This is a genomic window from Pseudarthrobacter sp. PvP004 (genome assembly GCF_017876035.1).
Lineage (GTDB): Bacteria > Actinomycetota > Actinomycetes > Actinomycetales > Micrococcaceae > Arthrobacter > Arthrobacter aurescens_A.
Map to the genome: position 1 here is coordinate 2,246,536 of NZ_JAGINL010000001.1, position 23,221 is coordinate 2,269,756.

13 protein-coding genes and 3 rRNA genes are annotated in these 23,221 nt (G+C 62.2%); 1 reads left to right on the forward strand and 15 read right to left on the reverse strand.

Annotated features, from left to right (window positions below):
• Positions 1–30: 30 nt before the first annotated feature.
• The 12 genes from recN to J3A64_RS10185 form a co-directional block, all read right to left on the reverse strand.
• Complete coding sequence (gene recN, locus J3A64_RS10130; RefSeq protein WP_210064229.1) at positions 31–1,770, reverse strand: DNA repair protein RecN; 1,740 nt, start codon at positions 1,768–1,770, stop codon at positions 31–33.
• Between the two features lie 3 nt (positions 1,771–1,773).
• Complete coding sequence (locus J3A64_RS10135) at positions 1,774–2,814, reverse strand: NAD kinase (protein ID WP_014921330.1); 1,041 nt, start codon at positions 2,812–2,814, stop codon at positions 1,774–1,776.
• Between the two features lie 13 nt (positions 2,815–2,827).
• A complete protein-coding gene (locus J3A64_RS10140) occupies positions 2,828–3,640 on the reverse strand; it encodes a TlyA family RNA methyltransferase (RefSeq protein WP_210064230.1) in 813 nt (270 codons plus the stop codon).
• Positions 3,641–3,643: 3 nt separating this feature from the next.
• The gene (locus J3A64_RS10145; RefSeq protein WP_011774359.1) at positions 3,644–3,904 is read right to left on the reverse strand and encodes a hypothetical protein; all 261 of its coding nucleotides are present in this window, start codon (positions 3,902–3,904) and stop codon (positions 3,644–3,646) included.
• A gap of 9 nt (positions 3,905–3,913) precedes the next feature.
• On the reverse strand, positions 3,914–4,900 hold the full coding sequence (locus tag J3A64_RS10150; RefSeq protein ID WP_210064231.1) for an HAD-IIA family hydrolase: 987 nt from the start codon (positions 4,898–4,900) through the stop codon (positions 3,914–3,916).
• A complete protein-coding gene (locus J3A64_RS10155) occupies positions 4,893–6,806 on the reverse strand; it encodes a hypothetical protein (RefSeq protein ID WP_210064232.1) in 1,914 nt (637 codons plus the stop codon). The genes J3A64_RS10150 and J3A64_RS10155 overlap by 8 nt, the downstream gene beginning before the upstream one ends.
• Before the next feature lie 326 nt (positions 6,807–7,132).
• Positions 7,133–7,249: ribosomal RNA gene (rrf, locus tag J3A64_RS10160) — 5S ribosomal RNA — on the reverse strand.
• Positions 7,250–7,397: 148 nt separating this feature from the next.
• A 23S ribosomal RNA gene (locus tag J3A64_RS10165) occupies positions 7,398–10,540 on the reverse strand.
• Positions 10,541–11,116: 576 nt separating this feature from the next.
• A 16S ribosomal RNA gene (locus tag J3A64_RS10170) occupies positions 11,117–12,637 on the reverse strand.
• The 16S, 23S and 5S rRNA genes sit together here, the layout of an rRNA operon.
• A gap of 972 nt (positions 12,638–13,609) precedes the next feature.
• Positions 13,610–14,920, reverse strand: a complete 1,311-nt coding sequence (gene tyrS, locus J3A64_RS10175; RefSeq protein ID WP_014921325.1) for a tyrosine--tRNA ligase — start codon at positions 14,918–14,920, stop codon at positions 13,610–13,612.
• Positions 14,921–14,957: 37 nt separating this feature from the next.
• Positions 14,958–17,186 (reverse strand): ATP-binding domain-containing protein, encoded by a 2,229-nt coding sequence (locus J3A64_RS10180; RefSeq protein WP_011774353.1) that lies wholly within the window; start codon positions 17,184–17,186, stop codon positions 14,958–14,960.
• Positions 17,187–17,317: 131 nt separating this feature from the next.
• Entirely contained in the window at positions 17,318–17,983 is a 666-nt protein-coding gene (locus tag J3A64_RS10185; RefSeq protein WP_210064233.1) for a DNA-3-methyladenine glycosylase, read from the reverse strand.
• An 83-nt stretch (positions 17,984–18,066) separates the two neighbouring features.
• On the opposite strand from J3A64_RS10185, the gene J3A64_RS10190 reads away from it, so the two are divergent.
• Entirely contained in the window at positions 18,067–19,626 is a 1,560-nt protein-coding gene (locus J3A64_RS10190) for an AlkA N-terminal domain-containing protein (RefSeq protein ID WP_210064234.1), read from the forward strand.
• Between the two features lie 47 nt (positions 19,627–19,673).
• On the opposite strand, the gene J3A64_RS10195 is transcribed toward J3A64_RS10190, so the two are convergent.
• The 3 genes from J3A64_RS10195 to J3A64_RS10205 form a co-directional block, all read right to left on the reverse strand.
• Entirely contained in the window at positions 19,674–20,411 is a 738-nt protein-coding gene (locus J3A64_RS10195) for a maleylpyruvate isomerase family mycothiol-dependent enzyme (protein WP_210064235.1), read from the reverse strand.
• An 82-nt stretch (positions 20,412–20,493) separates the two neighbouring features.
• Entirely contained in the window at positions 20,494–21,969 is a 1,476-nt protein-coding gene (argH, locus tag J3A64_RS10200; protein WP_210064236.1) for an argininosuccinate lyase, read from the reverse strand.
• On the reverse strand, positions 21,966–23,171 hold the full coding sequence (locus J3A64_RS10205; protein WP_011774348.1) for an argininosuccinate synthase: 1,206 nt from the start codon (positions 23,169–23,171) through the stop codon (positions 21,966–21,968). The genes argH and J3A64_RS10205 overlap by 4 nt, the downstream gene beginning before the upstream one ends.
• Positions 23,172–23,221 lie beyond the last annotated feature (50 nt).

Genomic DNA, 23,221 nt, shown 5'->3' on the forward strand with positions numbered 1-23,221 from the left:
GATGTGATTGTGCTCGCACTCCCCGCAGCACTAGGCGCGCTGCGGCAGGAGCTTTGCGTCGTCCAGCAATTCCTGGGCGTGCGCCTGCGCGCTCTCGGAGTCCTCCTGACCGGCCAGCATGCGGGCAAGCTCCTTGACCCGCTCATCGTCGCTGAGAAGCTGCACGTCGCTGGACGTGAAGCCGGTGGTTGTCTTCCCGTCAGCGCCGCGCACGGAAGTTTTGGTCACGCGGATGTGTTGATCCGCGAAGGCCGCCACCTGCGGCAGGTGCGTCACCACAAGCACCTGGACGTGCCGGGCGAGCATTGCCAGCCTGCGTCCGATTTCGACGGCGGCCCGCCCACCCACCCCGGCATCCACCTCATCGAACACGAACGTTGGGACGGGATCTACTGCGGCGAGCACTACCTCAATCGCCAACATGACCCTGGACAGTTCACCGCCGGAGGCTCCCTTGCCCAGGGGCCTCGCCGGGGCGCCAGAGTGAGGTTGGAGGAGGAAGGCGATTTCATCAGTGCCCCACGGGCCCAACGCGCCGCTCCCATCCACCTCGATGACCAGGGTGGCGTCAGCCATCGCCAAGGCCTTCAGCTCGGCACTGACCCGGCCTGAGAGGTCCTTCGCCGCCTTGAGCCGGGCCTTGGTGATGGCCGCCGCCAGCTTGCGCAGGGTCGCCTCCGCAGAAGCAACCTCGGCGTCCAAGGACTCGATCCGAGTGGAGTCATCCTGCAACTCATCAAGGCGGGTCCTCGCAGTAGCTGCCCACTCAAGCACTTCATCAATGCTCGGGGCATACTTGCGGATCAGCTTGGCAAGGGAAGCCCGGCGTTCCTCGATTTCGGAGAGCCGCTCAGGGCCTTCGCTGTCCAAGGCCGCCTGGTAACTGGAGAGCTCGGCGGCGATGTCATTAAGGAGGAAGCCGACCTCCGCCAGCCGGGTTGCTGCGGAACGAAGTTCCTCGTCATGCTCAGCCACATGCTCCAGGGTCCGCTTGGCCGCATCCACCATGGTGGTTGCGTCGCCGGCGTCCCCGAATTCCTCGGCGATGAGGGACTCATGGGCCGCAGCCGCCGCCAAACGCAGTTCTTCCACGTTGGCCAGTTTTACAGCCTCGGCTTTGAGTGTCTCGTCTTCACCCGGTTGGGGATCCACCTCGTCAATTTCCTTGAGGGCGGCGTCCAGCGACTCAGCCTCGCGCAAACGCTCGCGGGCTTCGCTGCGCAGCGTCTCCAGTTCGGCCTGGATGGCTTTCCAGTGGTTGAACAGCTCCTGGTACTCCCCCAGAGATTTGGCCAGGGGTGCTCCGGCAAATCTGTCCAAGGCGTGCCGCTGCGCGGTGGCACTCTTGAGCCGGATCTGGTCCGACTGGCCATGGACCACCACCAAACTCTCGCCCAGCTCTGCAAGAACCCCCACAGGTGCCGCGCGCCCGCCAACATAAGCCCGGCTGCGCCCATCGGCACCCACGGTGCGGGCAAGCAGGAGCTCAGCGACGCCGTCGAACTCTTCTGCCTCGCCGCCTGCCTCCTTGGCGCGTTCCACAGCGCTGTGCGCGGGATCGAGCTTAAGAACAGCCTCGGCCGAAGCGGACTTGGCACCGCTTCGCACCGCGCCGGCGTCCGAACGGGCACCGAGAAGAAGCCCGACGGCGGTCACCACCATGGTCTTGCCCGCACCGGTTTCACCGGTGACCACGCTGAGGCCAGGTCCAAGAGGAAGGGCGGCGTCGGTTATGACGCCAAGGTCACGGATTCGGAGTTCTTCGAGCATGTTTCACTTCGCATTCGTGGGGTCTGATGGCTCACCGTGCCCCAGGTCCTGGGACGTCTCGGAGTCCCGGGGGCTGGGCAACGGAGCCGGTGACAAGGTCCGGATGACGGGGATGGGACCGGTATGAACTTCACCGCTCCGAGGGGCCGGGCCGCGCCAACCGTGGATGGGAAGCTGGAACTTGCGGACAAGCCGGGCCGAGAACGGAGTCTTATGGGTCCGTGCGAGCCGCACCGGGGTGGCCGAACGGGTTACTTCAACGCGTGCTCCCGGCGGGAGGTCCACCGAACGCCGCCCATCACACCAAAGAACCCCCAAGGCGTCGGTCCGGTTCATGATTTCAACCGCCAACTTGGAGCGCGGAGACACCACCAAAGGCTTGGCAAAAAGCGCGTGGGCACTAATCGGGACAATGACCAAAGCTTCGACCTCCGGCCACACCACGGGCCCGCCTGAAGAGAAAGCGTAAGCCGTGGAACCCGTGGGCGTTGCGAGGACAACACCATCGCAGCCGAACGACGTCAGAGGACGCTCGTCCACCTCGGTGACAACCTCCAACATGCGTTCGCGGTTGGCCTTCTCAATGGCAGCCTCATTCAAAGCCCACGTGTGCCAAATCTTCTGACCCTTGACCCACACCTGGACATCGATGGTCATGCGTTCTTCCACCGTGTACTGGCGGCTGGCTATCCACTCCACTGTCTGGGCCAGATCGGCGCGTTCACTTTCCGCCAGGAAGCCCACATGCCCCAGGTTCACGCCCAGCAGCGGGACGTCCACCTCGCGCACCAGTTCGGCAGCCCTCAAGATGGTGCCGTCGCCGCCGAGGACCATCACCAGCTCCACATCCTCAAGATTGACGTGATCGTTGAGGATCTCGATGGGCGTATCAAGGGCGCCGAAGAATCGTTCAATATCTGCAAGTTCGGATTTCTGCAGCACGGGAACCAAGCCTGAGGAATGCAGTTGCGTACAGGCATCCCACGCTGCGCGGAGCGATTCCTCCCGCCCTGTGTGGGCAAGGACAAGTACACGCCTGCTCATCGGGTTCTGCTTTCTAGTGGTTCGGCCAGAGTTTCTTGATCAACGCAGCAACGTCCTCGTCCCGCTCTTCGATCTTAGGCAACGCCGTGGACATCCTGCGCTTCATCCACAGGAAGTATTCAACATTTCCGTCCTGGCCCGGAAGCGGGCTGGGTGCGAGGTCCTGAAGTTCAAGGCCGGCATCCACTGCCGCCCGGGCAACCTGCGCCACGGCCCGGCGTCGTTCATTCTCCGACGACACCACGCCGGTTCGGCTCAGACGCTCCTTGCCCACCTCGAATTGCGGCTTGACCATGAGGACCAAATCACCGCCCGGCTCCGTGCACTGGGCAAGGGGTCCCACAACCAGTGTCAACGAAATGAAGGACAAATCGGCCACAGTCAGTTTCGCTGGACCGCCGATCTCCTCCGGCGTCATATACCGGACGTTGAGGCCCTCGTGGACCTCCACTCTGGGATCCTCCCGAAGGTGCGGCACCAGCTGGCCGTGCCCCACGTCCACCGCCACCACCTGGGCGGCACCTTGCCGGAGCAAAACGTCAGTGAAACCGCCCGTGGAGGCACCGGCGTCGAGACACCGCTTACCGGAAACCACGACGCCGGGAAACACCTTCAGCGCGCCGGCCAGCTTGTGCCCGGCGCGGCTTGCGTAGATGTCCTCCAGATGGGCCTCGACATCCAATTCCGTCCCGGCATCCACTTGATGGGCAGCTTTGACGAGAACGTGGCCGCCCGAGCTGACCTTGCCGTCGCTAATGAGCTTGGCGGCATGGGTACGAGACCTCGCCAGCCCGCGGGTGACGAGTTCCTGATCAAGTCTTGGCATGCGTTAGCTGTCGCCTTCCGGGCGGGGGGTGCTTTGTGGGACCGCCGGGAGCCCTGGTTCGGCATCCAAAGCTTCCAACAAGGCGTCATGGATGCCGGTGTACAGCTCCCCATGGTCCTGTACGGGTGACTCCGCCACGCCGTCCAGCAGGCCGAGGGCCTTGTCCACCAAGGGATCCCCCGTGGGGCTTGCCGTGTCAGGCCACTGAACTGCAGGTCGTTCCGGATCGGGATGTTCCGATTCGGAATGTTGGGGCTCGGTCATCGCACCAGTCTAGTGATTTCGCCACACCAGCTGCGGCGTTTGCGCCACGTCCGTGTCCGGAACAGCTGCCCACCACGCCGCGCATGCCGCCCGCCACGCGTCGAGGTCACCCTCGAGGCCAGTCACCGTGACAATCCCGTCCCCGGCAACTGCAGTGGCTGCGCCGCAACGGAACATACCGGCGTCGCTGACAACCTCCGGATACGGTGCGTACAAGCCCGCCAGGTCTGCCAGGAGGTAGTCCGGACGTTCATCCGTTCGTGCAGCAATGATGGTGTGGGTGGTGTCCACTCCGGTGAGGACGGCCGCCGTCGCAAATCCTGCACGGTTGCCGCCCAGGATGTCGGTGTCCAGACGGTCGCCCACAACCAGCGGACGGTCAGCCTTAAGCCGTTTGGCCGCTGCGTGGAAAAGAGGGGCCTCAGGCTTACCGGCCACCAGCGGCGTCTTTCCCGTGGCGGCCGCCACAGCGGCAACCAGCGTTCCATTCCCGGGGGCCATGCCGCGGGCCTGCGGGATGGACATGTCCGTGTTGGTGGCAAACCACATGGCTCCCCCGGCCACAACATACGACGCCTCCGCGAGATCCTTCCAGCCAATCTCCGGGTTGAACCCCTGGACAACGGCAACCGGGGATTCGGCGGCACTGTGCACGGGTTTCAGGCCCGCCAATTCGATCTCATGGGCCAAAGCCGCACTGCCCGTGATGAGGACATGCGCCCCCGCAGGCAGCATGGAAGCCAGAAGCTCCCCTGCTGCCTGGGAGGAACTGACCACTTGATGGTCCTCAGCCGGCGCGCCAAGCTCACGTAGATGCGCCGCGACCTGGGCCGGGGTGCGGGAGGCATTGTTGGTCACATAACCCAGGCCAACGCCTACGGTTTCGAGACGCTGCAATGACTCCACAGCCCCAGGGATGGCGTGGGGTCCTGCATAGACCACCCCGTCCAGATCTGAAAGGACAGCATCAAACAGTGAGATCAGTGAATCAGTCATGCTGGGAGTCGGAGCCCTCGTTCTCGGTGTCTTCGTCTTTTGCCTCTGCGTCTTCTTCCGCGGAATCGATGTCCGATTCCGCGTCATCCGATTCCGCGTCATCCGACTCGAAGTAATCAGACTCTGCATCGTCAAGCTCAACGTCATCACGCTCGACGTCAGCAGCTGCCGCCTCAACGATGACCGTCTCCGTCTCAGGCTTCACGACGTCGGCGTCCGGGGCCGGCTTCTCGAAACGCGGCTTACGCGCAGCTGCTTCTTCCTGCTCGTCCCAGCCAAGGTCAAGAATCTCGGGCTCCGCAAAATCGCCCACACCCAAAGCGTTCTCAGCAACCAGCGCCTGGCGGGCCCACTTGTCCGCTTCCTCGGTTCGACCCACCGCGCTCAAAGCCTCAGCGTATGCACGGAACAGACGCGGGCTGTACGAGAATGCCCGGTTGATGTCCAGCTGCGGGATCTCAAGCTCGCTGACAGCAGCATCCAACTGGTTGAGATCGGCACGAGCACCCGAGGCCACGATCGCGAGCTCAACCTTGCCCGGAGCGTCAAGATCCTGGGCTTCGGGAGAGCGGACCATGTCCAACGCGCGATCAGGGCGGCCAAGGCCACGCTCGCAGTCAGCCATCACCGGCAAATGAACGTTGGAGCCACTGATGCGGCGGTACGTGCGGAATTCACGCAGAGCCTCACCATAGTGACCGGCAGCGTAAGCAGTCAGGCCAACCGCTTCACGCACGGCCGAGAGTCGACCGCCGCGGCGGCTTGCAGCAAGGGCGTGCTGGAAGGCGAGCTCGGGCTCGATGTCGATCAAGCGTCCGGCCATGACCAAGTGCTTTGCGACCCACCCCGCGCTCTGCTCCTCGAGGGTCTTGATCTGGTGGCCCGTGGCGCGGTCGAGTTCCTTGCCCGTGACGTCCTCGTCAATTTCAGGAGAACGCTCGCGGTCGGGACGGTTGGCGCTGCGGATGTCCTTGGCGTTCGGCACCCTGGCCGGACGTTCTTCCCACGAGCCGCCACGCTCGGGGCGGTCGCCGCCGAAGGAACGACGTTCGCCGCCACGCTCGGGGCGGTCGCCGAAAGGCTTGCGGTCGCCACGGTCGCCGAAGGGCTTCCGGTCACGGTCGTTGTTGAAGGTGCGACGCTCACCATCGCGTGCCGGACGATCCCCACGGTCGCCGAAAGGCTTCCGGTCACGGTCGCCACCGAATGCGCGGCGGTCATCGCCATCGCGGCGCGGGCCATCGAAGTTCCGCGGTCCACGCTCAGGACGATCGCCGAAGGGCTTCCGGTCGCCACGGTCGTTGTTGAAGGGGCGACGCTCGCCATCGCGTGCCGGACGATCCCCACGGTCACCAAACGAACGGCGCTCACCGTCACGGGCAGGACGGTCGCCGAAGGGCTTGCGGTCGCCACGGTCGTTGTTGAAGGGGCGACGCTCGCCATCGCGTGCCGGACGATCCCCACGGTCGCCGAAGGGCTTGCGGTCACGGTCGCCACCGAATGCGCGGCGGTCATCGCCATCGCGGCGCGGGCCATCGAAGTTCCGCGGTCCACGCTCAGGACGATCACCGAACGGCTTCCGGTCACTACGGTCGTTGTTGAAGGGGCGACGCTCACCATCACGTGCCGGACGGTCGTTACGGTCGCCAAAAGGCTTCCGATCACGGTCGCCGCCGAAGGAGCGACGTTCACCGTCACGTGCCGGACGATCCCCACGGTCATTACTGAAGGGGCGACGCTCACCATCACGTGCCGGACGATCATTGCCGTCCCGGTTCTCCCTGGAACGGAAGCCACGAGGGTCTCCGCCGGAATTGTTGTTGGGGCGGTACGAACCACGGTCGTCCCGGTTCCCTCCGAAGTTTCCGCGATTGCCGCCGCGATTGCCGCCGTTGTGCTCAGCCATGGTGGATTCCTCCTGTTGCGAGCCGACCACTGGCGCGTGCGTAGTCGCTCATAACCCTTATTTCGTTGTCACGCCGCCAGCAGCGCTCAGCTGCCGACTCGTATATCTGGTTCAATTCTATTCGACCCCACCACAGCGACCGAACGCCGGAAGCACCTTTGGGGCGTCCCGTGGCAAGTCTCACAAGCGCAGAGCCATCCAACTACCTCTCAGTAGTGCTGTGCTCGAGCATGGGAAGCACTACTACTGCCAGGCAGTCGGGCAGCAATTGGTTGTTAAATGCGGGGAGCCCCGACCGTGGTGGTCGGGGCTCCCCGTGAATGGTTGTCCGGCGGTGTCCTACTCTCCCACACCCTCCCGGGTGCAGTACCATCGGCGCTGTGGGTCTTAGCTTCCGGGTTCGGAATGGGACCGGGCGTTTCCCCCACGCTATGACCGCCGTAACTCTGTTACCCGAACCCCGGTGCCAGGTTGTTCCTGGGTGGGGGTGGGAAATCTTTGGGTTACAACTGTGGTGTTGTGTATTTAGTTGTTGGTTCCTGGAACGGTTGTTGTTCGGGAACCACATAGTGGACGCGTGCAGTGTGTTGTGTGGTGTAAGTTGTTGGCCTATTAGTACCGGTCAGCTTCACGAGTCTTTAGTCCTCGCTTCCACATCCGGCCTATCAACCCAGTGGTCTGGCTGGGGGCCTCTCACACGTAATGTGTATGGAAATCTCATCTTGAAGCGAGCTTCCCGCTTAGATGCTTTCAGCGGTTATCCCATCCGAACGTAGCTAATCAGCGATGCACTTGGCAGTACAACTGACACACCAGAGGTTCGTCCGTCCCGGTCCTCTCGTACTAAGGACAGCCCTTCTCAAATTTCCTGCGCGCGCAGCGGATAGGGACCGAACTGTCTCACGACGTTCTAAACCCAGCTCGCGTACCGCTTTAATGGGCGAACAGCCCAACCCTTGGGACCTACTCCAGCCCCAGGATGCGACGAGCCGACATCGAGGTGCCAAACCATGCCGTCGATATGGACTCTTGGGCAAGATCAGCCTGTTATCCCCGAGGTACCTTTTATCCGTTGAGCGACGGCCATTCCACAATGTACCGCCGGATCACTAGTCCCGACTTTCGTCCCTGCTTGAGATGTCTCTCTCACAGTCAAGCTCCCTTGTGCACTTACACTCGACACCTGATTGCCAACCAGGCTGAGGGAACCTTTGGGCGCCTCCGTTACTTTTTAGGAGGCAACCGCCCCAGTTAAACTACCCATCAGGCACTGTCCCTGACCCGGATCACGGGCCGAAGTTAGATGTCCAAAGTGACCAGAGTGGTATTTCAACGATGACTCCACCCGAACTGGCGTCCGGGTTTCAACGTCTCCCACCTATCCTACACAAGCCACTCCGAACACCAATACCAAACTATAGTAAAGGTCTCGGGGTCTTTCCGTCCTGCTGCGCGTAACGAGCATCTTTACTCGTACTGCAATTTCGCCGAGTTTATGGTTGAGACAGCGGGGAAGTCGTTACTCCATTCGTGCAGGTCGGAACTTACCCGACAAGGAATTTCGCTACCTTAGGATGGTTATAGTTACCACCGCCGTTTACTGGGGCTTAAATTCTCAGCTTCGCCCGTAAGGGCTAACCGGTCCTCTTAACCTTCCAGCACCGGGCAGGAGTCAGTCCGTATACATCGTCTTGCGACTTCGCACGGACCTGTGTTTTTAGTAAACAGTCGCTTCCCCCTGGTCTCTGCGGCCCACACCCGCTCACGGAGAGCAAGTCTCCATCACGGGGCAGGCCCCCCTTCTCCCGAAGTTACGGGGGCATTTTGCCGAGTTCCTTAACCATAATTCTCTCGATCGCCTTGGTATTCTCTACCTGATCACCTGTGTCGGTTTGGGGTACGGGCGGCTAAAACCTCGCGTCGATGCTTTTCTTGGCAGCATAGGATCACCGGATCCCCCCGAACGGGGGTCCCATCAGATCTCAGGATCGTGCTCGAAGCACACAGGAACGGATTTGCCTATCCCTGACCCTACATCCTTAGACCGGGGCAACCATCGCCCGGCCCGGCTACCTTCCTGCGTCACACCTGTTAATACGCTTACCTCCCGGGATCAGGTCCCGCGCTCGGCCAAAACCCACAACACCACAAGGGTGAGCGGGCAGGCTCCGGGCGGTTAGTATCCCCCGCTTGGCATGGGCGGTTTTTCGCCGGTACGGGAATATCAACCCGTTGTCCATCGACTACGCCTGTCGGCCTCGCCTTAGGTCCCGACTTACCCAGGGCAGATTAGCTTGACCCTGGAACCCTTGATCATTCGGCGGACGGGTTTCTCACCCGTCTTTCGCTACTCATGCCTGCATTCTCACTCGTGTAGGCTCCACCGCTGGTTTCCACCGCGACTTCACTGCCCACACGACGCTCCCCTACCACTCCACACCCCTGAACCACGAAGGCTAGGGCATTATGTGAAATCCACAACTTCGGCGGTGTACTTGAGCCCCGCTACATTGTCGGCGCGGAATCACTTGACCAGTGAGCTATTACGCACTCTTTCAAGGATGGCTGCTTCTAAGCCAACCTCCTGGTTGTCTTCGCAACTCCACATCCTTTCCCACTTAGCACACGCTTAGGGGCCTTAGTTGGTGGTCTGGGCTGTTTCCCTCTCGACTATGAAGCTTATCCCCCACAGTCTCACTGCTGCGCTCTGACTTACCGGCATTCGGAGTTTGGCTGACGTCAGTAACCTTGTAGGGCCCATCGGCCATCCAGTAGCTCTACCTCCGGCAAGAAACACGCAACGCTGCACCTAAATGCATTTCGGGGAGAACCAGCTATCACGGAGTTTGATTGGCCTTTCACCCCTACCCACAGCTCATCCCCTCCATTTTCAACTGAAGTGGGTTCGGTCCTCCACGACGTCTTACCGTCGCTTCAACCTGGCCATGGGTAGATCACTCCGCTTCGGGTCTAGATCACGCCACTACACTCGCCCTATTCAGACTCGCTTTCGCTACGGCTACCCCACACGGGTTAACCTCGCGACGTAACACTAACTCGCAGGCTCATTCTTCAAAAGGCACGCCGTCACCAGAATCAGACTGGCTCCGACGGATTGTAAGCACACGGTTTCAGGTACTGTTTCACTCCCCTCCCGGGGTACTTTTCACCTTTCCCTCACGGTACTGGTCCGCTATCGGTCATTAGGAAGTATTTAGGCTTATCAGGTGGTCCTGACAGATTCGCACGGGATTTCTCGGGCCCCGTGCTACTTGGGATACTCCCCAGGCCGTGCACAACATTACGGTTACGGGGCTCACACCCTCTCTGGCCGGCCTTTCAAGACCGTTCACCTATGCCTGCACCTCACCTCACTGGTCCGGCAGAACCAGAACGGAAAGTCCCACAACCCCGCCCATGCAACGCCCGCCGGCTATCACACATGGAAACGGTTTAGCCTGATCCGCGTTCGCTCGCCACTACTAACGGAATCACTATTGTTTTCTCTTCCTGCGGGTACTGAGATGTTTCACTTCCCCGCGTTCCCCCCACGCACCCTATGTGTTCAGATGCGGGTCACACAATCACCTTGCAGCGTTGTGCGGGGTTTCCCCATTCGGACATCCTGGGATCAACGCTCGGTTATCAACTCCCCCAGGCTTATCGCAGATTCCTACGTCCTTCTTCGGCTCCTAATGCCAAGGCATCCACCGTGTGCCCTTAAAAACTTGACCACACACAAACCGGACTCTCATCCGATCATGCATCATCTATTCGAGAGAACCATGACCACAAGGGCCAGGTTCATTCATAAGAAATTGCTGTAAGAACACACACACCAACCCCAAAAAAGGGATCAGCCACGTGTGTGTTCTAGATGCTCGCGTCCACTATGTAGTTCTCAAACAACAACCCCGTCAACCAGACCACCACCCACCACAACCCACACCACAGCGGGGCCGTGCACGATGAACAGTGCTACCGGAAGCAGGAACAAAAGAAACACCAGAAGATGCCCCCATGCATTGCTGCAAAAAGGTCCTGTTGCCTCAGGACCCAACAGTGCGCCAAACACAACCCCACACACCCGCACCCCGGCAGCGTTCCAAACAACACCACACCCACAAGGGGCACAGGTTGCCGTACTGGCACCAGGACACAACCGGTGAAGGCCATGCCAAACAAGTTTGATTCGTTGATATTCCACCCATGAGCACCCACCGCAGAACAGACGCCTGCGCAATGGGCAACACTGACAACCACCACCACACCCATGCAGGCGCAGCAACCAGTTGTTAGCAGCTCCTTAGAAAGGAGGTGATCCAGCCGCACCTTCCGGTACGGCTACCTTGTTACGACTTAGTCCCAATCGCCGGTCCCACCTTCGACGGCTCCCCCCACAAGGGTTAGGCCACCGGCTTCGGGTGTTACCAACTTTCGTGACTTGACGGGCGGTGTGTACAAGGCCCGGGAACGTATTCACCGCAGCGTTGCTGATCTGCGATTACTAGCGACTCCGACTTCATGGGGTCGAGTTGCAGACCCCAATCCGAACTGAGACCGGCTTTTTGGGATTAGCTCCACCTCACAGTATCGCAACCCTTTGTACCGGCCATTGTAGCATGCGTGAAGCCCAAGACATAAGGGGCATGATGATTTGACGTCGTCCCCACCTTCCTCCGAGTTGACCCCGGCAGTCTCCTATGAGTCCCCGCCATAACGCGCTGGCAACATAGAACGAGGGTTGCGCTCGTTGCGGGACTTAACCCAACATCTCACGACACGAGCTGACGACAACCATGCACCACCTGTAAACCGACCGCAAGCGGGGCACCTGTTTCCAGGTCTTTCCGGTTCATGTCAAGCCTTGGTAAGGTTCTTCGCGTTGCATCGAATTAATCCGCATGCTCCGCCGCTTGTGCGGGCCCCCGTCAATTCCTTTGAGTTTTAGCCTTGCGGCCGTACTCCCCAGGCGGGGCACTTAATGCGTTAGCTACGGCGCGGAAAACGTGGAATGTCCCCCACACCTAGTGCCCAACGTTTACGGCATGGACTACCAGGGTATCTAATCCTGTTCGCTCCCCATGCTTTCGCTCCTCAGCGTCAGTTACAGCCCAGAGACCTGCCTTCGCCATCGGTGTTCCTCCTGATATCTGCGCATTTCACCGCTACACCAGGAATTCCAGTCTCCCCTACTGCACTCTAGTCTGCCCGTACCCACTGCAGAACCGGAGTTGAGCCCCGGTCTTTCACAGCAGACGCGACAAACCGCCTACGAGCTCTTTACGCCCAATAATTCCGGATAACGCTTGCGCCCTACGTATTACCGCGGCTGCTGGCACGTAGTTAGCCGGCGCTTCTTCTGCAGGTACCGTCACTTTCGCTTCTTCCCTACTGAAAGAGGTTTACAACCCGAAGGCCGTCATCCCTCACGCGGCGTCGCTGCATCAGGCTTGCGCCCATTGTGCAATATTCCCCACTGCTGCCTCCCGTAGGAGTCTGGGCCGTGTCTCAGTCCCAGTGTGGCCGGTCACCCTCTCAGGCCGGCTACCCGTCGTCGCCTTGGTAGGCCATTACCCCACCAACAAGCTGATAGGCCGCGAGTCCATCCAAAACCACAAAAGCTTTCCACCACCATGACATGCGCCAGATGGTCGTATCCGGTATTAGACCCAGTTTCCCAGGCTTATCCCAGAGTCAAGGGCAGGTTACTCACGTGTTACTCACCCGTTCGCCACTAATCCCCCAGCAAGCTGGGATCATCGTTCGACTTGCATGTGTTAAGCACGCCGCCAGCGTTCATCCTGAGCCAGGATCAAACTCTCCGTTGAAGAAAAACAAATCAAACAGACACAACCACACCCACCGGAAATAACGGCGAACACGGCTGCACAAAATTCGAAACCAGCTGAAAACCAGACCACCACACACGGGGGTGCATGACAATCCAGCATAAATTCAACCAATTGATAAAACAATCGGTATCAACAAACTTGGCACACTATTGAGTTCTCAAACAACAGACACTAACCGGCACCACCAAAACCCCCACACAGGGGCCTAGGATCGCTCCGGAGCAACTTTTCAAACTTACCCGAACCAGCCGCACAAAGCAAACCAGCCACAGGCCTCCCCCACCAACCAGAAGCACACAAAAGCACAACCGGAACCGGTGATTTGAAGGGAGATTGTCGCTAACTTTCCGCATCAGCGGCGGCGACTCGAATAACTTTACACGCGCCCAACCCCCACACCAAATCCACCCCAACACCACCCAAAAACCCCGCAAACACAAGGAAAACAACCCCACCCAACCCCAAAACACCCACCAAACCACCAAAACACCACCCCGTGAAGCCCATCACACCACCCAACCCCCACCCCAAGACCACCAAACCACCAAACCCAACCACCGCCGTCGAACACCCCACCAACCCGAGGGATGTGAGAGAGCGACGGCTCCGAACCCGAGGGATGTGAGAGAGCGACGGCTCCAAACCCGAGGGATGTGAGAGAGCGACACCCCCAAACCCGAGGGATGTGAGAGAGCGTCGGAAGGTGGCGGCGGTTTGCCGGCAGCGCGCGTCCAAGCGACGAAGGAGCGAGCGCGCAGAGGATGACCACCGCCACCGCGCCAACCACACCCTCCGCACCAACCACCGCTTCCGCGCCAACCACACCAGCCCACCCCCCACCATCCAGCCACACCACCCAACGCCGGCAAGAGTAAGCACGCTTAAACGCAGAAAGGGCCGGCAACCATAACGGTTGCCGACCCTTTCAGGGCTGGATAACTAAACTACTTAGGCCGAGACCTCGATGGTTGCCAGGTTCTTCTTGCCCCGGCGGAGGAGCAAGTACCGGCCATGCAGCAGTTCCTCGCGGGCAATGACAGCGTCGGGATCGGACACCTTGGTGTTGTTCACGTAGGCACCGCCCTCGCCGACGGTCCGGCGGGCGGCCGACTTGCTGTCCGACAGACCCGAAGCAACCAGGAGGTCGATGATGCCGAGGCCGTCGGCCCCAATCGTCGCGGAGGGAAGTTCCGCCGTGGCAGCTTCAAGGGTCCGCTCATCCAGTACGGTGAGGTCCCCGTTGCCGAACAGCGCAGCCGAAGCAGCGATGACTTTCTCGGTCGCGTCTACGCCATGCACCAAGGAGGTCACCTCGAAGGCAAGCTTCTTCTGGCCTTCGCGGGCAAACGGGCGCTCCTCCACAGCCTGGCCAAGTGCCTCGATCTCGGCACGGCTCAGGAATGTGAATACCTTAAGCCGGTCAACCACATCAGCATCGGCGGTGTTCAGCCAGAACTGGTAGAAGGTGTACGGGCTGCACATGTCCGGGTCCAGCCAAATGGCGTTGCCTTCGCTCTTGCCGAACTTGGTGCCGTCGGAGTTGGTGATGAGCGGCGTGCCGAGGGCGTGGACACTCTTGCCTTCTACCTTACGGATGAGTTCGGTTCCGCTGGTGAGGTTGCCCCACTGGTCCGAGCCGCCCGTCTGCAACGCGCAGCCGTAGTCGCGGAAAAGCTGGAGGTAGTCCATTCCCTGCAGGATCTGGTAGCTGAACTCGGTGTAGCTGATACCTTCGTCCGAGCTGAGGCGCGACGCTACGGCATCCTTGCGCAGCATGGTGCCGACACGGAAGTGCTTGCCGATCTCGCGAAGGAAGTCGATGGCACTCAAAGGCGCCGTCCAGTCCAGGTTGTTGACCATGCGGGCAGGGTTTTCGCCCTCGAAGCTGAGGAAACGGCGCACCTGGCCCTGAAGGTAGCCGACCCACTCCGCGACGGTGTCCTTGGTGTTCAAAGTACGTTCTGCCGTCGGGCGGGGGTCACCGATCAAGCCGGTGGAACCGCCCACCAAACCGAGCGGCTTGTGGCCGGCCAGCTGCAGGCGGCGCATCACCAGCAACTGCACAAGGTTGCCCAGGTGCAGCGACGGTGCGGTGGGATCGAAGCCACAGTAATACGTGATCGGGTCCCCGGCGAGCAGCTTTTCCAGTTCCGTTTCATCAGTGGAAACGTGGACAAGGCCGCGCCATTTGAGCTCCTGCCAGACGTTGGCAAAGGCGGGATCGTTGTGCTGGGACTCGAGGTTGTTTACGTGTGACACGAGATCTAAGTTAGCAGGATTGCAGGGTCCGTTTTTCCTACCGTTCGATACCGGCGGGTACCGGTGCGGCTGCGATGAGGCGCAGACGCTGGGTGGCCCGGGTCATGGCAACGTAGAGGTCACCCACCTTGCCGTGCTCGTGATTCAACATGGCAGCCGGTTCCAGCACCACCACACCGTCGAATTCCAGTCCCTTGGCTTCCTTGGGGCTGATCACCACGATGTCCTGCTGGTAGCTGCCCGCCCCGGATCCGATGCGACGCCCGTAGACTTCCCGCAACGCGGCTGTGGCCTGAGGCAGCAAGGGACCGTCGGCAATGACAGCCAGCAGGCCGCCGTCGATCGCTTCGACTTCTTCCGGCAGGACTTCAACCAAGCGCTTCACGATGCCGTCCGCCTCCACGTGGTCCACAATGGGTGACCACTTGCCTTCGCGTACGGCCTTCGGAGCCGAAACAACCAAACCTGCGCGGTTGGCCATACGGACAGCAGCTTCTGCGATCTGCGACGGCGTGCGGTAGTTGACGGTAAGTTCTTCCAGTGTCCAGCGGTCACCGAACGACGGCGCCAGCGCACTTTGCCACGAATTGGCACCGGCTGCTGCACTCGTTTGGGCGATATCACCCACGATGGTGAAGGACTTCAGCGGGCAACGCCGTACCAGAAGCCGCCACTGCATGGGCGAGAGTTCCTGGGCCTCGTCAACCACGATGTGGCCGAAGGCCCATGACCGGTCGCTCGTGGCGCGTTCGGCGGCGGTCAGCCGTCCTTCGCGTTCCTGGTTCTGTTCGGCGAGCTCTTCAGCGGTCACCAGGACGTCCACGCCCATCGCTTCCATGTTGGCGAGGGTCTGCTTGGCGTTGGCGAGGTCGCGTGCGCGGTCGGCTTCCTGCTGGGCCAGTCCCCTGCCGGCGGCCGGGTCCAGCTCACCGAGCAATTCTGCAGCCTCATCCAGCAGCGGAACATCTGCTTCCGTCCACGGCGCATCCACCGGACGCTGCAGCAGCGAACGCTGTGCGGGTGTCAGGTGCGGCGTGCAGGCTTCGAGGATGGCAGGCTTGCTGAAGAGCTCGGAAATGAGTTTCTCAGGCGTCATCGGCATCCAGCAAAGGTTGAGCGCGATGCGCACGTCGCGGGCCGACCGTACGTCTTCGGCCAAGTAGGCGCGATCGGCGTTGTTGCCGATGTTGCCCTCTTCTACGAGGTCCGTCAGCTGCTCCGTGAGCTCGCGTAGGAGGATCTTGACGAACGTGAGCCGCGCTTCGTTATGCGGCTTGCCTGTTGCGCGGGCTTTTTCCCGGGCACGGCGGACCTGACGAACCGTCAGCGTCAGCTTCCGCGAGTCAACTTCGAGGATACGGTCCTCAGCAGGCGTCCGTTGCCGGTTTGCCACGGCATTTGCCACCACGGTGGCCATGTCCAGCTTGCCCTTGAGGGCGGCGACGTCCGCATTTTCCTCGGGAATGGCGTGAATGCCGGGCATGAGGCGTCCGAGGCTGGCCATGACCACACCGGTCTCGCCGAGCGACGGAAGCACTCGTTCGATGTAGTGCATGAAGGACGACGACGGCCCGACAAGCAGCACACCGGCGCTCTTGAGCCGCTCGCGGTGCGTGTACAACAGGTAGGCGGCACGGTGCAGGGCTACGGCGGTCTTGCCCGTTCCGGGGCCGCCCTGGACTACCAGCGCGCCGGAAATGGATGAACGGATGATCCGGTCCTGCTCGGACTGGATGGTGCCCACGATGTCCGACATGCGGCCCGTGCGCTTGGAATTCAGCGCAGCGAGCAGCGCGCCCTCGCCCTGGAGCGAGTCGTTGTCCGCAAGCATCCCGGCATCCAGGACGTCGTCTTCTATGGCTTTCACGTCGCGCCCCTGAAGGATCAGGTGGCGGCGGCGGCGCACGCCTTGACGGTCGAACGCGGTGGCTTGGTAGAAGTGGCCGGCTTCCGGGGCACGCCAGTCGACCATCAGCCGCTGGAGATCGGCCGTGGACAGCCCGATGCGGCCAATGTACTGGGCCTCACCGGAATCCAGGTCCAGGCGGCCAAAGACCAGGCGGTCGTCGACGGCGTCGAGCTGGGCCAGGCGGTCTTCGTACAGTGCCGCGAACGCGTCACGTTCTGAGACGTTCTGCATGGTTCCCACCGCACCGGCCTTGCGCACCTGCGCCAGCTGGGCGCGCTTTTCGGCGCGCAGCTCATCGAGCCGGGCATACAGCCCGGCAACATATTCCTGCTCATGGACCAAATCAGCGTCGTGCATCGAACCGTAACCCCTATCGCAAAAGACAGACCTACCATTCTACAGCGATTTTGGTAAACGTGGGGGGTACACGTCATACGGCGGACTGCGTCACAAAAAAGTCGAGGTTCGCAAAGCCGCCAGCGCTGAAGTCAGTTGGTGGCGCTCCGGTTCCGCGGCCGTGCTGCCTTGTACCGGGACACCGTAGGATCGTCCTCGATCCAGAAGCGCCACGGGTATTCAGTGCTTCCGCCCGGACCCGCTACGCCCACCCGTGGTCCGCTGGCAACGGCAGGCGCCGGCGTCCTGGGCAACCACAAACTGAACGGTTCCGCGAGCGCGTCACGGCCAGTGTCCGCCGTCGTAAGTCCCAGCGCGGAGGCGAGCCTCGCGGGTCCGCTGGCCAGGTCCTTGTGCGCTTTGGATGCAGGCCGGCGAATGGCGGCGAGACCCTCCCCCTCGACGATTTCACCGGCACGCAGGAGCAGTGCTGACGCAGCGCCCTCGGGACCGCAGACAATGTTGGCGCAGTAGTGCATGCCGTAGGTGAAGTAGACGTACAGGAACCCGGGCGGCCCGAACATGGGCGCATTCCGGGCGGTAGGACCGCCGAAGGTGTGGGAGCCGGGGTCGGGGTGCTCGGAGTCGCGCGGCCCAAGGTAGGCCTCAACTTCGGTGAGCCTGACGGAGACCGGACCGGCTTCCGAGTGGTGGGTCAGTACCGCACCGAGTACCAGCGGAGCGATGACTCGGGGATCGCCCTCAAGAAACTTGCGCACGTCGGCGGGGCTGCTGACCTCGTTTGGCACGTAACTCATGACCAGACCCTAGCAACAATGCAGCAAACGGCCATGTCCGATTTCCGCTAGCGACTGCTTCGAACGGCTGGCAGGATAAAGCAATGGACTTCTGGCAGCGCTACAGGGCGATCGACGCCCGCGACACCCGCTTTGACGGTCAGTTCTTCACTGCCGTCAGCTCCACCGGCATCTACTGCCGGCCGTCGTGCCCCGCGCGTACGCCCAAGGCTGAGAACGTCACCTTCTATGAAACCTCCGCAGCCGCCCATGAGGCCGGGTATCGCGCCTGCAAGCGATGCCTGCCCGAGGCTGTCCCTGGAACGCCTGCATGGAACATCCGTTCCGACATTGCCGGACGCGCGATGAGATTGATCAACGACGGCGTCATCACGCGCGAGGGCGTGGACGGCCTCGCGAACCGGCTGGGGTACTCCGCTCGACAGCTTAATCGCATCCTCAGCAACGAACTCGGCGCCGGCCCCCTCTCACTGGCACGGGCCAGCAGGGCGCAGACCGCCAGGACGTTGCTGGTTTCCACCGACATGCTCCTTGCCGACGTTGCGTTCGCGTCAGGGTTCAACAGCGTGCGGCAATTCAACGACACCATCGGCGAGGTTTTCGCGATGACCCCGACGGCGGTCCGTGCCACCGCGGCGAAGTCCAGCACCCGCAAAGGTTCCGGGGCAGCGACGCCAGCCCCGGCGGCGCTGACGCTGAACCTTCCTTACAGGGAACCCTTCGATCCGGGCATCTTCGACTTCCTGGCAGTTCGCGCGGTGCCGGGCATCGAAAGAGCAACGACTGACAGTGACGGGAGCCGGACCTATGCCCGCACGCTCCGGCTCCCCCGAGGCAGCGCATCCTTTTCGGTTGCCTACAGCCCCTCAACACCCGGCAAACCGTTGCAACTCACAGCCACGGCCGTGGACCTGCACGACCTCCCGGCACTGTTGAGCCGGGTCCGCAGGCTGTTCGACCTGGACGCCGATCCGCAAGCGGTCGATGGCGCCCTGGCAGCGGATCCGAGGCTTACGGCCAGCGTGGCCGCACTCCCGGGGATGCGCGTGCCGGGGGCTGTGGAGCCCCAGGAACTGCTTATTCGGGCAATGATCGGACAACAGATCACCGTCGCTGCTGCCCGAACTGCCCTTAGCCAGTTGTCTGCGGCCGGATCCGCCGTCGATGGCGCTGCGCCAGACCTTGATCGACTATTTCCTACAGCAGCAGAACTCGCCGAACACGGGCGTGCCTTACTCCGAGGACCACAGCGCCGCATCGACTCCATCGTGGCCGCCGCCGAGGCCATGGCCAGCGGGGAACTGGACTTCGGCTACGGCGACGACCCCGCCAGCCTCGGCCGGAAGCTTCTCCCAATGCCTGGCGTGGGACCGTGGACGGTGGGCTATGTCGCCATGAGGGTACTGGGCGCTCCGGATGTGTTCCTGGCCAATGACGCGGCAGTAAGGAACGGCGTGAGGGCGCTGCCCGTGGGGTTGGGACTCAGCGCAGACTTCAGGGAGGTCAGCCCGTGGCGTTCGTACGCCACCATGCACTTGTGGCGGGCAGCAGCGATGAAGACCAAGCCCGCGGGAAGTGAGAGAGCATCCAGCTCAAGCCCGAGGGAAGTGAGAGAGCGACCAGCTCAAGCCCGAGGGACGTGAGAGAGCATCCAGCTCAAGCCCGCGGGAAGTGAGAGAGCATCCGGACTTTAGCGGGCGGCGGGCTGGGCCGCGGGCCACGGCAGCAATTCGGGGAGCTCCACTCCGTCAGCGGCTGCAGTTGCCCGCAGGCTCCCAAGGCTCGGTTCGCGGCCGGCCAGCCAGGCCGCGATGTCCGTCAGCATGCCGGTAATTGCTATGGATGTGCCTCCGGTGCCGATGCTCAGTTGTGGCAGCCCTGTGGGTTGCAGGACCAGTTTGTAGGTCTCGGGCACACGTGCGGCAAGGAAAGTGATGAGGTGCTCGCAGAAGGGTCGGCTCCAAGTCTCCGGCCCGTAACCCAAACGCAGGTCCGATGCGTGGATGGTGAGTTCGCGCCACAGCGCCAGACCGCCGTCGAGCACTGTTCCGTCTCTGTAGGCGATCCGTGCTTGCCAATCGTCCGGACCCAAGGCGTCGAACGCGGCAATGGCGGACCCCAGCGCGGCGGTGACCGATTCCGTGTGCCGGGCGAGGCTGTGCCCTGCCGCCAGTTCGATGGCCTTCGTACGGCCGTCCATGCCGCCGTCGTACAGCTCCACGGTTTCGCCGCGGCGCGCGTACTCCAGTTGCCGGGCCATGGCGTTGGAAATTCCGGCAAGGTGCGCCAGGACGTGGCCACGGGTCCAGCCTGGAAGTTCTGACGGTTCCGCGACGGAGGATTCGTCCATCTTGGATACGAGGCGGGTGACGGTGTCGGCGGCTTTGTGAAGCTCTGCGGGCAACGTCTCAGGGGTGATCTGAGTCATAGCGCCATGTTAACGCACTGCGGGACGGCACCTCGCGTTGCCCTGCCCGAAGGCATGGCCGCGACGTGCCGTCCCGAGTGGTCTAGCTGGCGTAGGAACGCGCTGCGTCCAGTTCCGCTTCCAAGGCCGCCAGTTGGCGTTCGACGGCGGCCGGCGCCGTTCCGCCTTGGGAGTTGCGGCTGTTGAGGGAACCTTCGGTGCTCAGGACGCTGCGAACTTCGGGAGTCAGGTGCTCCGAGATTGCTGCGTATTCCTCGTCCGTCAGGTCCCACAGCTCCACGCCCCGGCCTTCGGCTTGCTTCACGGCAGCGCCGGACAGCTCGTGGGCTTCACGGAAGGGAACGCCCTGCCGGACGAGCCACTCAGCAATGTCCGTGGCCAACGCGAAGCCTTGGGGAGCCAGTGCTTCCATGCGCTCCGTGTTGAACTTCAGCGTGGCAATCATGCCGGACACGGCCGGAAGCAGCAGCTCCAAGGTGTCGGCGGCGTCGAAGACAGGTTCTTTGTCTTCCTGCAGATCGCGGTTGTACGCGAGCGGCAGGCCCTTGAGCGTCGCCAGCAGTCCGGTCAGGTTGCCAATGAGGCGTCCTGCCTTGCCGCGCGCGAGCTCGGCAACGTCCGGGTTCTTCTTCTGCGGCATGATCGAGGACCCTGTGGAGTACGAGTCATGCAGTGTCACGAAGGAGAATTCCTTGGTTGCCCAGAAGATGACTTCCTCGGAAATCCGGGACAGATCCACGCCGATCATGGAGCATACCCAGGCGAACTCGGCAAAGACATCGCGCGAGGCGGTGCCATCAATCGAGTTGTGGACGGCCGAGAAGAAGCCCAGATCAGCGGCGACAGCCTCAGGGTCCAGGCCCAGGGATGAACCGGCCAGCGCACCCGAACCATAGGGCGACACACCGGCACGCTTGTCCCAGTCCTGGAGGCGCTGCACATCGCGCAACAGCGCCCAGGCGTGGGCCAGCAGGTGGTGGCTCAGCAACACCGGCTGCGCGTGCTGCAAATGCGTCCGACCAGGCATCGCTACGCCGTGGTGGGCCTTGGCCTGCTCCACAAGGGCATCGATGGTGGCAAGGACACCGCGGGCGATGATGCGGGCGTGGTCACGCAGGAACATACGGCCCAGCGTGGCTACCTGGTCATTGCGGGAACGGCCCGCACGCAGCTTGCCGCCCAGCTGGGTACCAGCCCGCTCGATCAGGCCACGCTCCAGCGAACCGTGCACGTCCTCGTCGCTCTCAGCCGGGAGGTAGGCGCCGCTGGCGACGTCCTCATCCAACTGGGTGAGGGCGGCAAGCATGCCTTCGAGCTCGGCGTCGTCCAACAGACCGGCCTTGGCCAACACGCGGGCGTGGGCCTTGGAACCGGCGATGTCATAGCGGGCGAGCCGCCAGTCAAAATGGGTGGACTTGCTCAGAGCAGCCAGCGCATCTGCCGGGCCGCCGGCGAACCGGCCGCCCCACAGTGCACCTTCATTTGTCCCTGAACGCTCCCCTACCTCGCTACGCTCGGCCGGGGACCCCTGCGTCCCGGGGCCCTGCTGCGGTGTCACTGCCCTGCGACGCGAAGGTCGCGGCCCGAGGCAACCTTGGAGGACATGCCCCACAGTTCGATGAAACCGCGGGCCATGGACTGGTCGAAGGTATCGCCGGTGTCGTAGGTGGCGAGGTCGAAGTCGTACAGCGAGGTCTCGGAGCGACGACCGTTGACGACTGCCTGGCCGCCGTGGAGGACCATGCGGATGTCGCCGGAAACGTACTGCTGTGTGTCTTCGATGAACGCGTCCAGAGAGCGCTTGAGCGGGGAGAACCACTGTCCGTCGTAGACCAGCTCGGCCCAGCGCTGGCCAACAGTTGCCTTGAAGCGGGCCTGCTCACGCTCGATGGTGATGTCCTCGAGGTGCTTGTGGGCGGTGATCAGCGCCATGGCACCCGGGGCTTCGTAGATTTCACGGGACTTGATGCCGACGAGGCGGTCCTCGACGACGTCGATCCGGCCAACGCCCTGCGCGCCTGCACGGCGGTTCAGTTCCTGGATGGCCTGCAGCGGGGTGACCTTGACGCCGTCGATGGCGACCGGAACGCCGGCCTGGAAGGAGATGATGACCTCATCCGGCGCCGGCGGGAATTCCGGGGTGGCGGTGTAATCGTAGATGTCCTTGGTGGGAGCGTTCCAGATGTCCTCGAGATAACCGGTTTCGACGGCGCGTCCCCAGACGTTCTGGTCGATCGAGTACGGGTTCTTCTTGGTGGTCTCGATCGGCAGTCCCTTTTCCTCGGCGAAGGCGATGGCCTTGTCGCGGGTCAGCGCGAGGTCGCGGACCGGTGCAATGCACTTCAGGTCCGGGCCGAGGGTCTGGATGCCAACTTCGAAACGGACCTGGTCGTTGCCCTTGCCGGTGCAGCCGTGGGCAACGGTGGTGGCACCGAATTCGCGGGCAGCCTTCACGAGGTGCTTCACGATGACCGGGCGGGAAATAGCGGAAACCAGCGGATAGTGGCCCTGGTAGAGGGCGTTGGCCTTCAGGGTAGGCATGGCGTACTCGTTGGCGAACTCGTCACGGGCGTCGGCAACGTAGGCTTCGACGGCACCGCAACCGAGGGCGCGCTGGCGGATGGTCTCCAGCGACTCGCCGCCCTGTCCGACGTCGACGGCCACAGCGATGACCTCGGCGCCGGTGGCTTCACCGATCCAGCCGATGGCTACGGAAGTATCAAGGCCACCGGAGTAGGCCAGAACAATGCGCTCAGTCACGAGAGTGCTCCTTTATTGTTGCTTGGTTCATTCGAATCAATGCTGTGTGA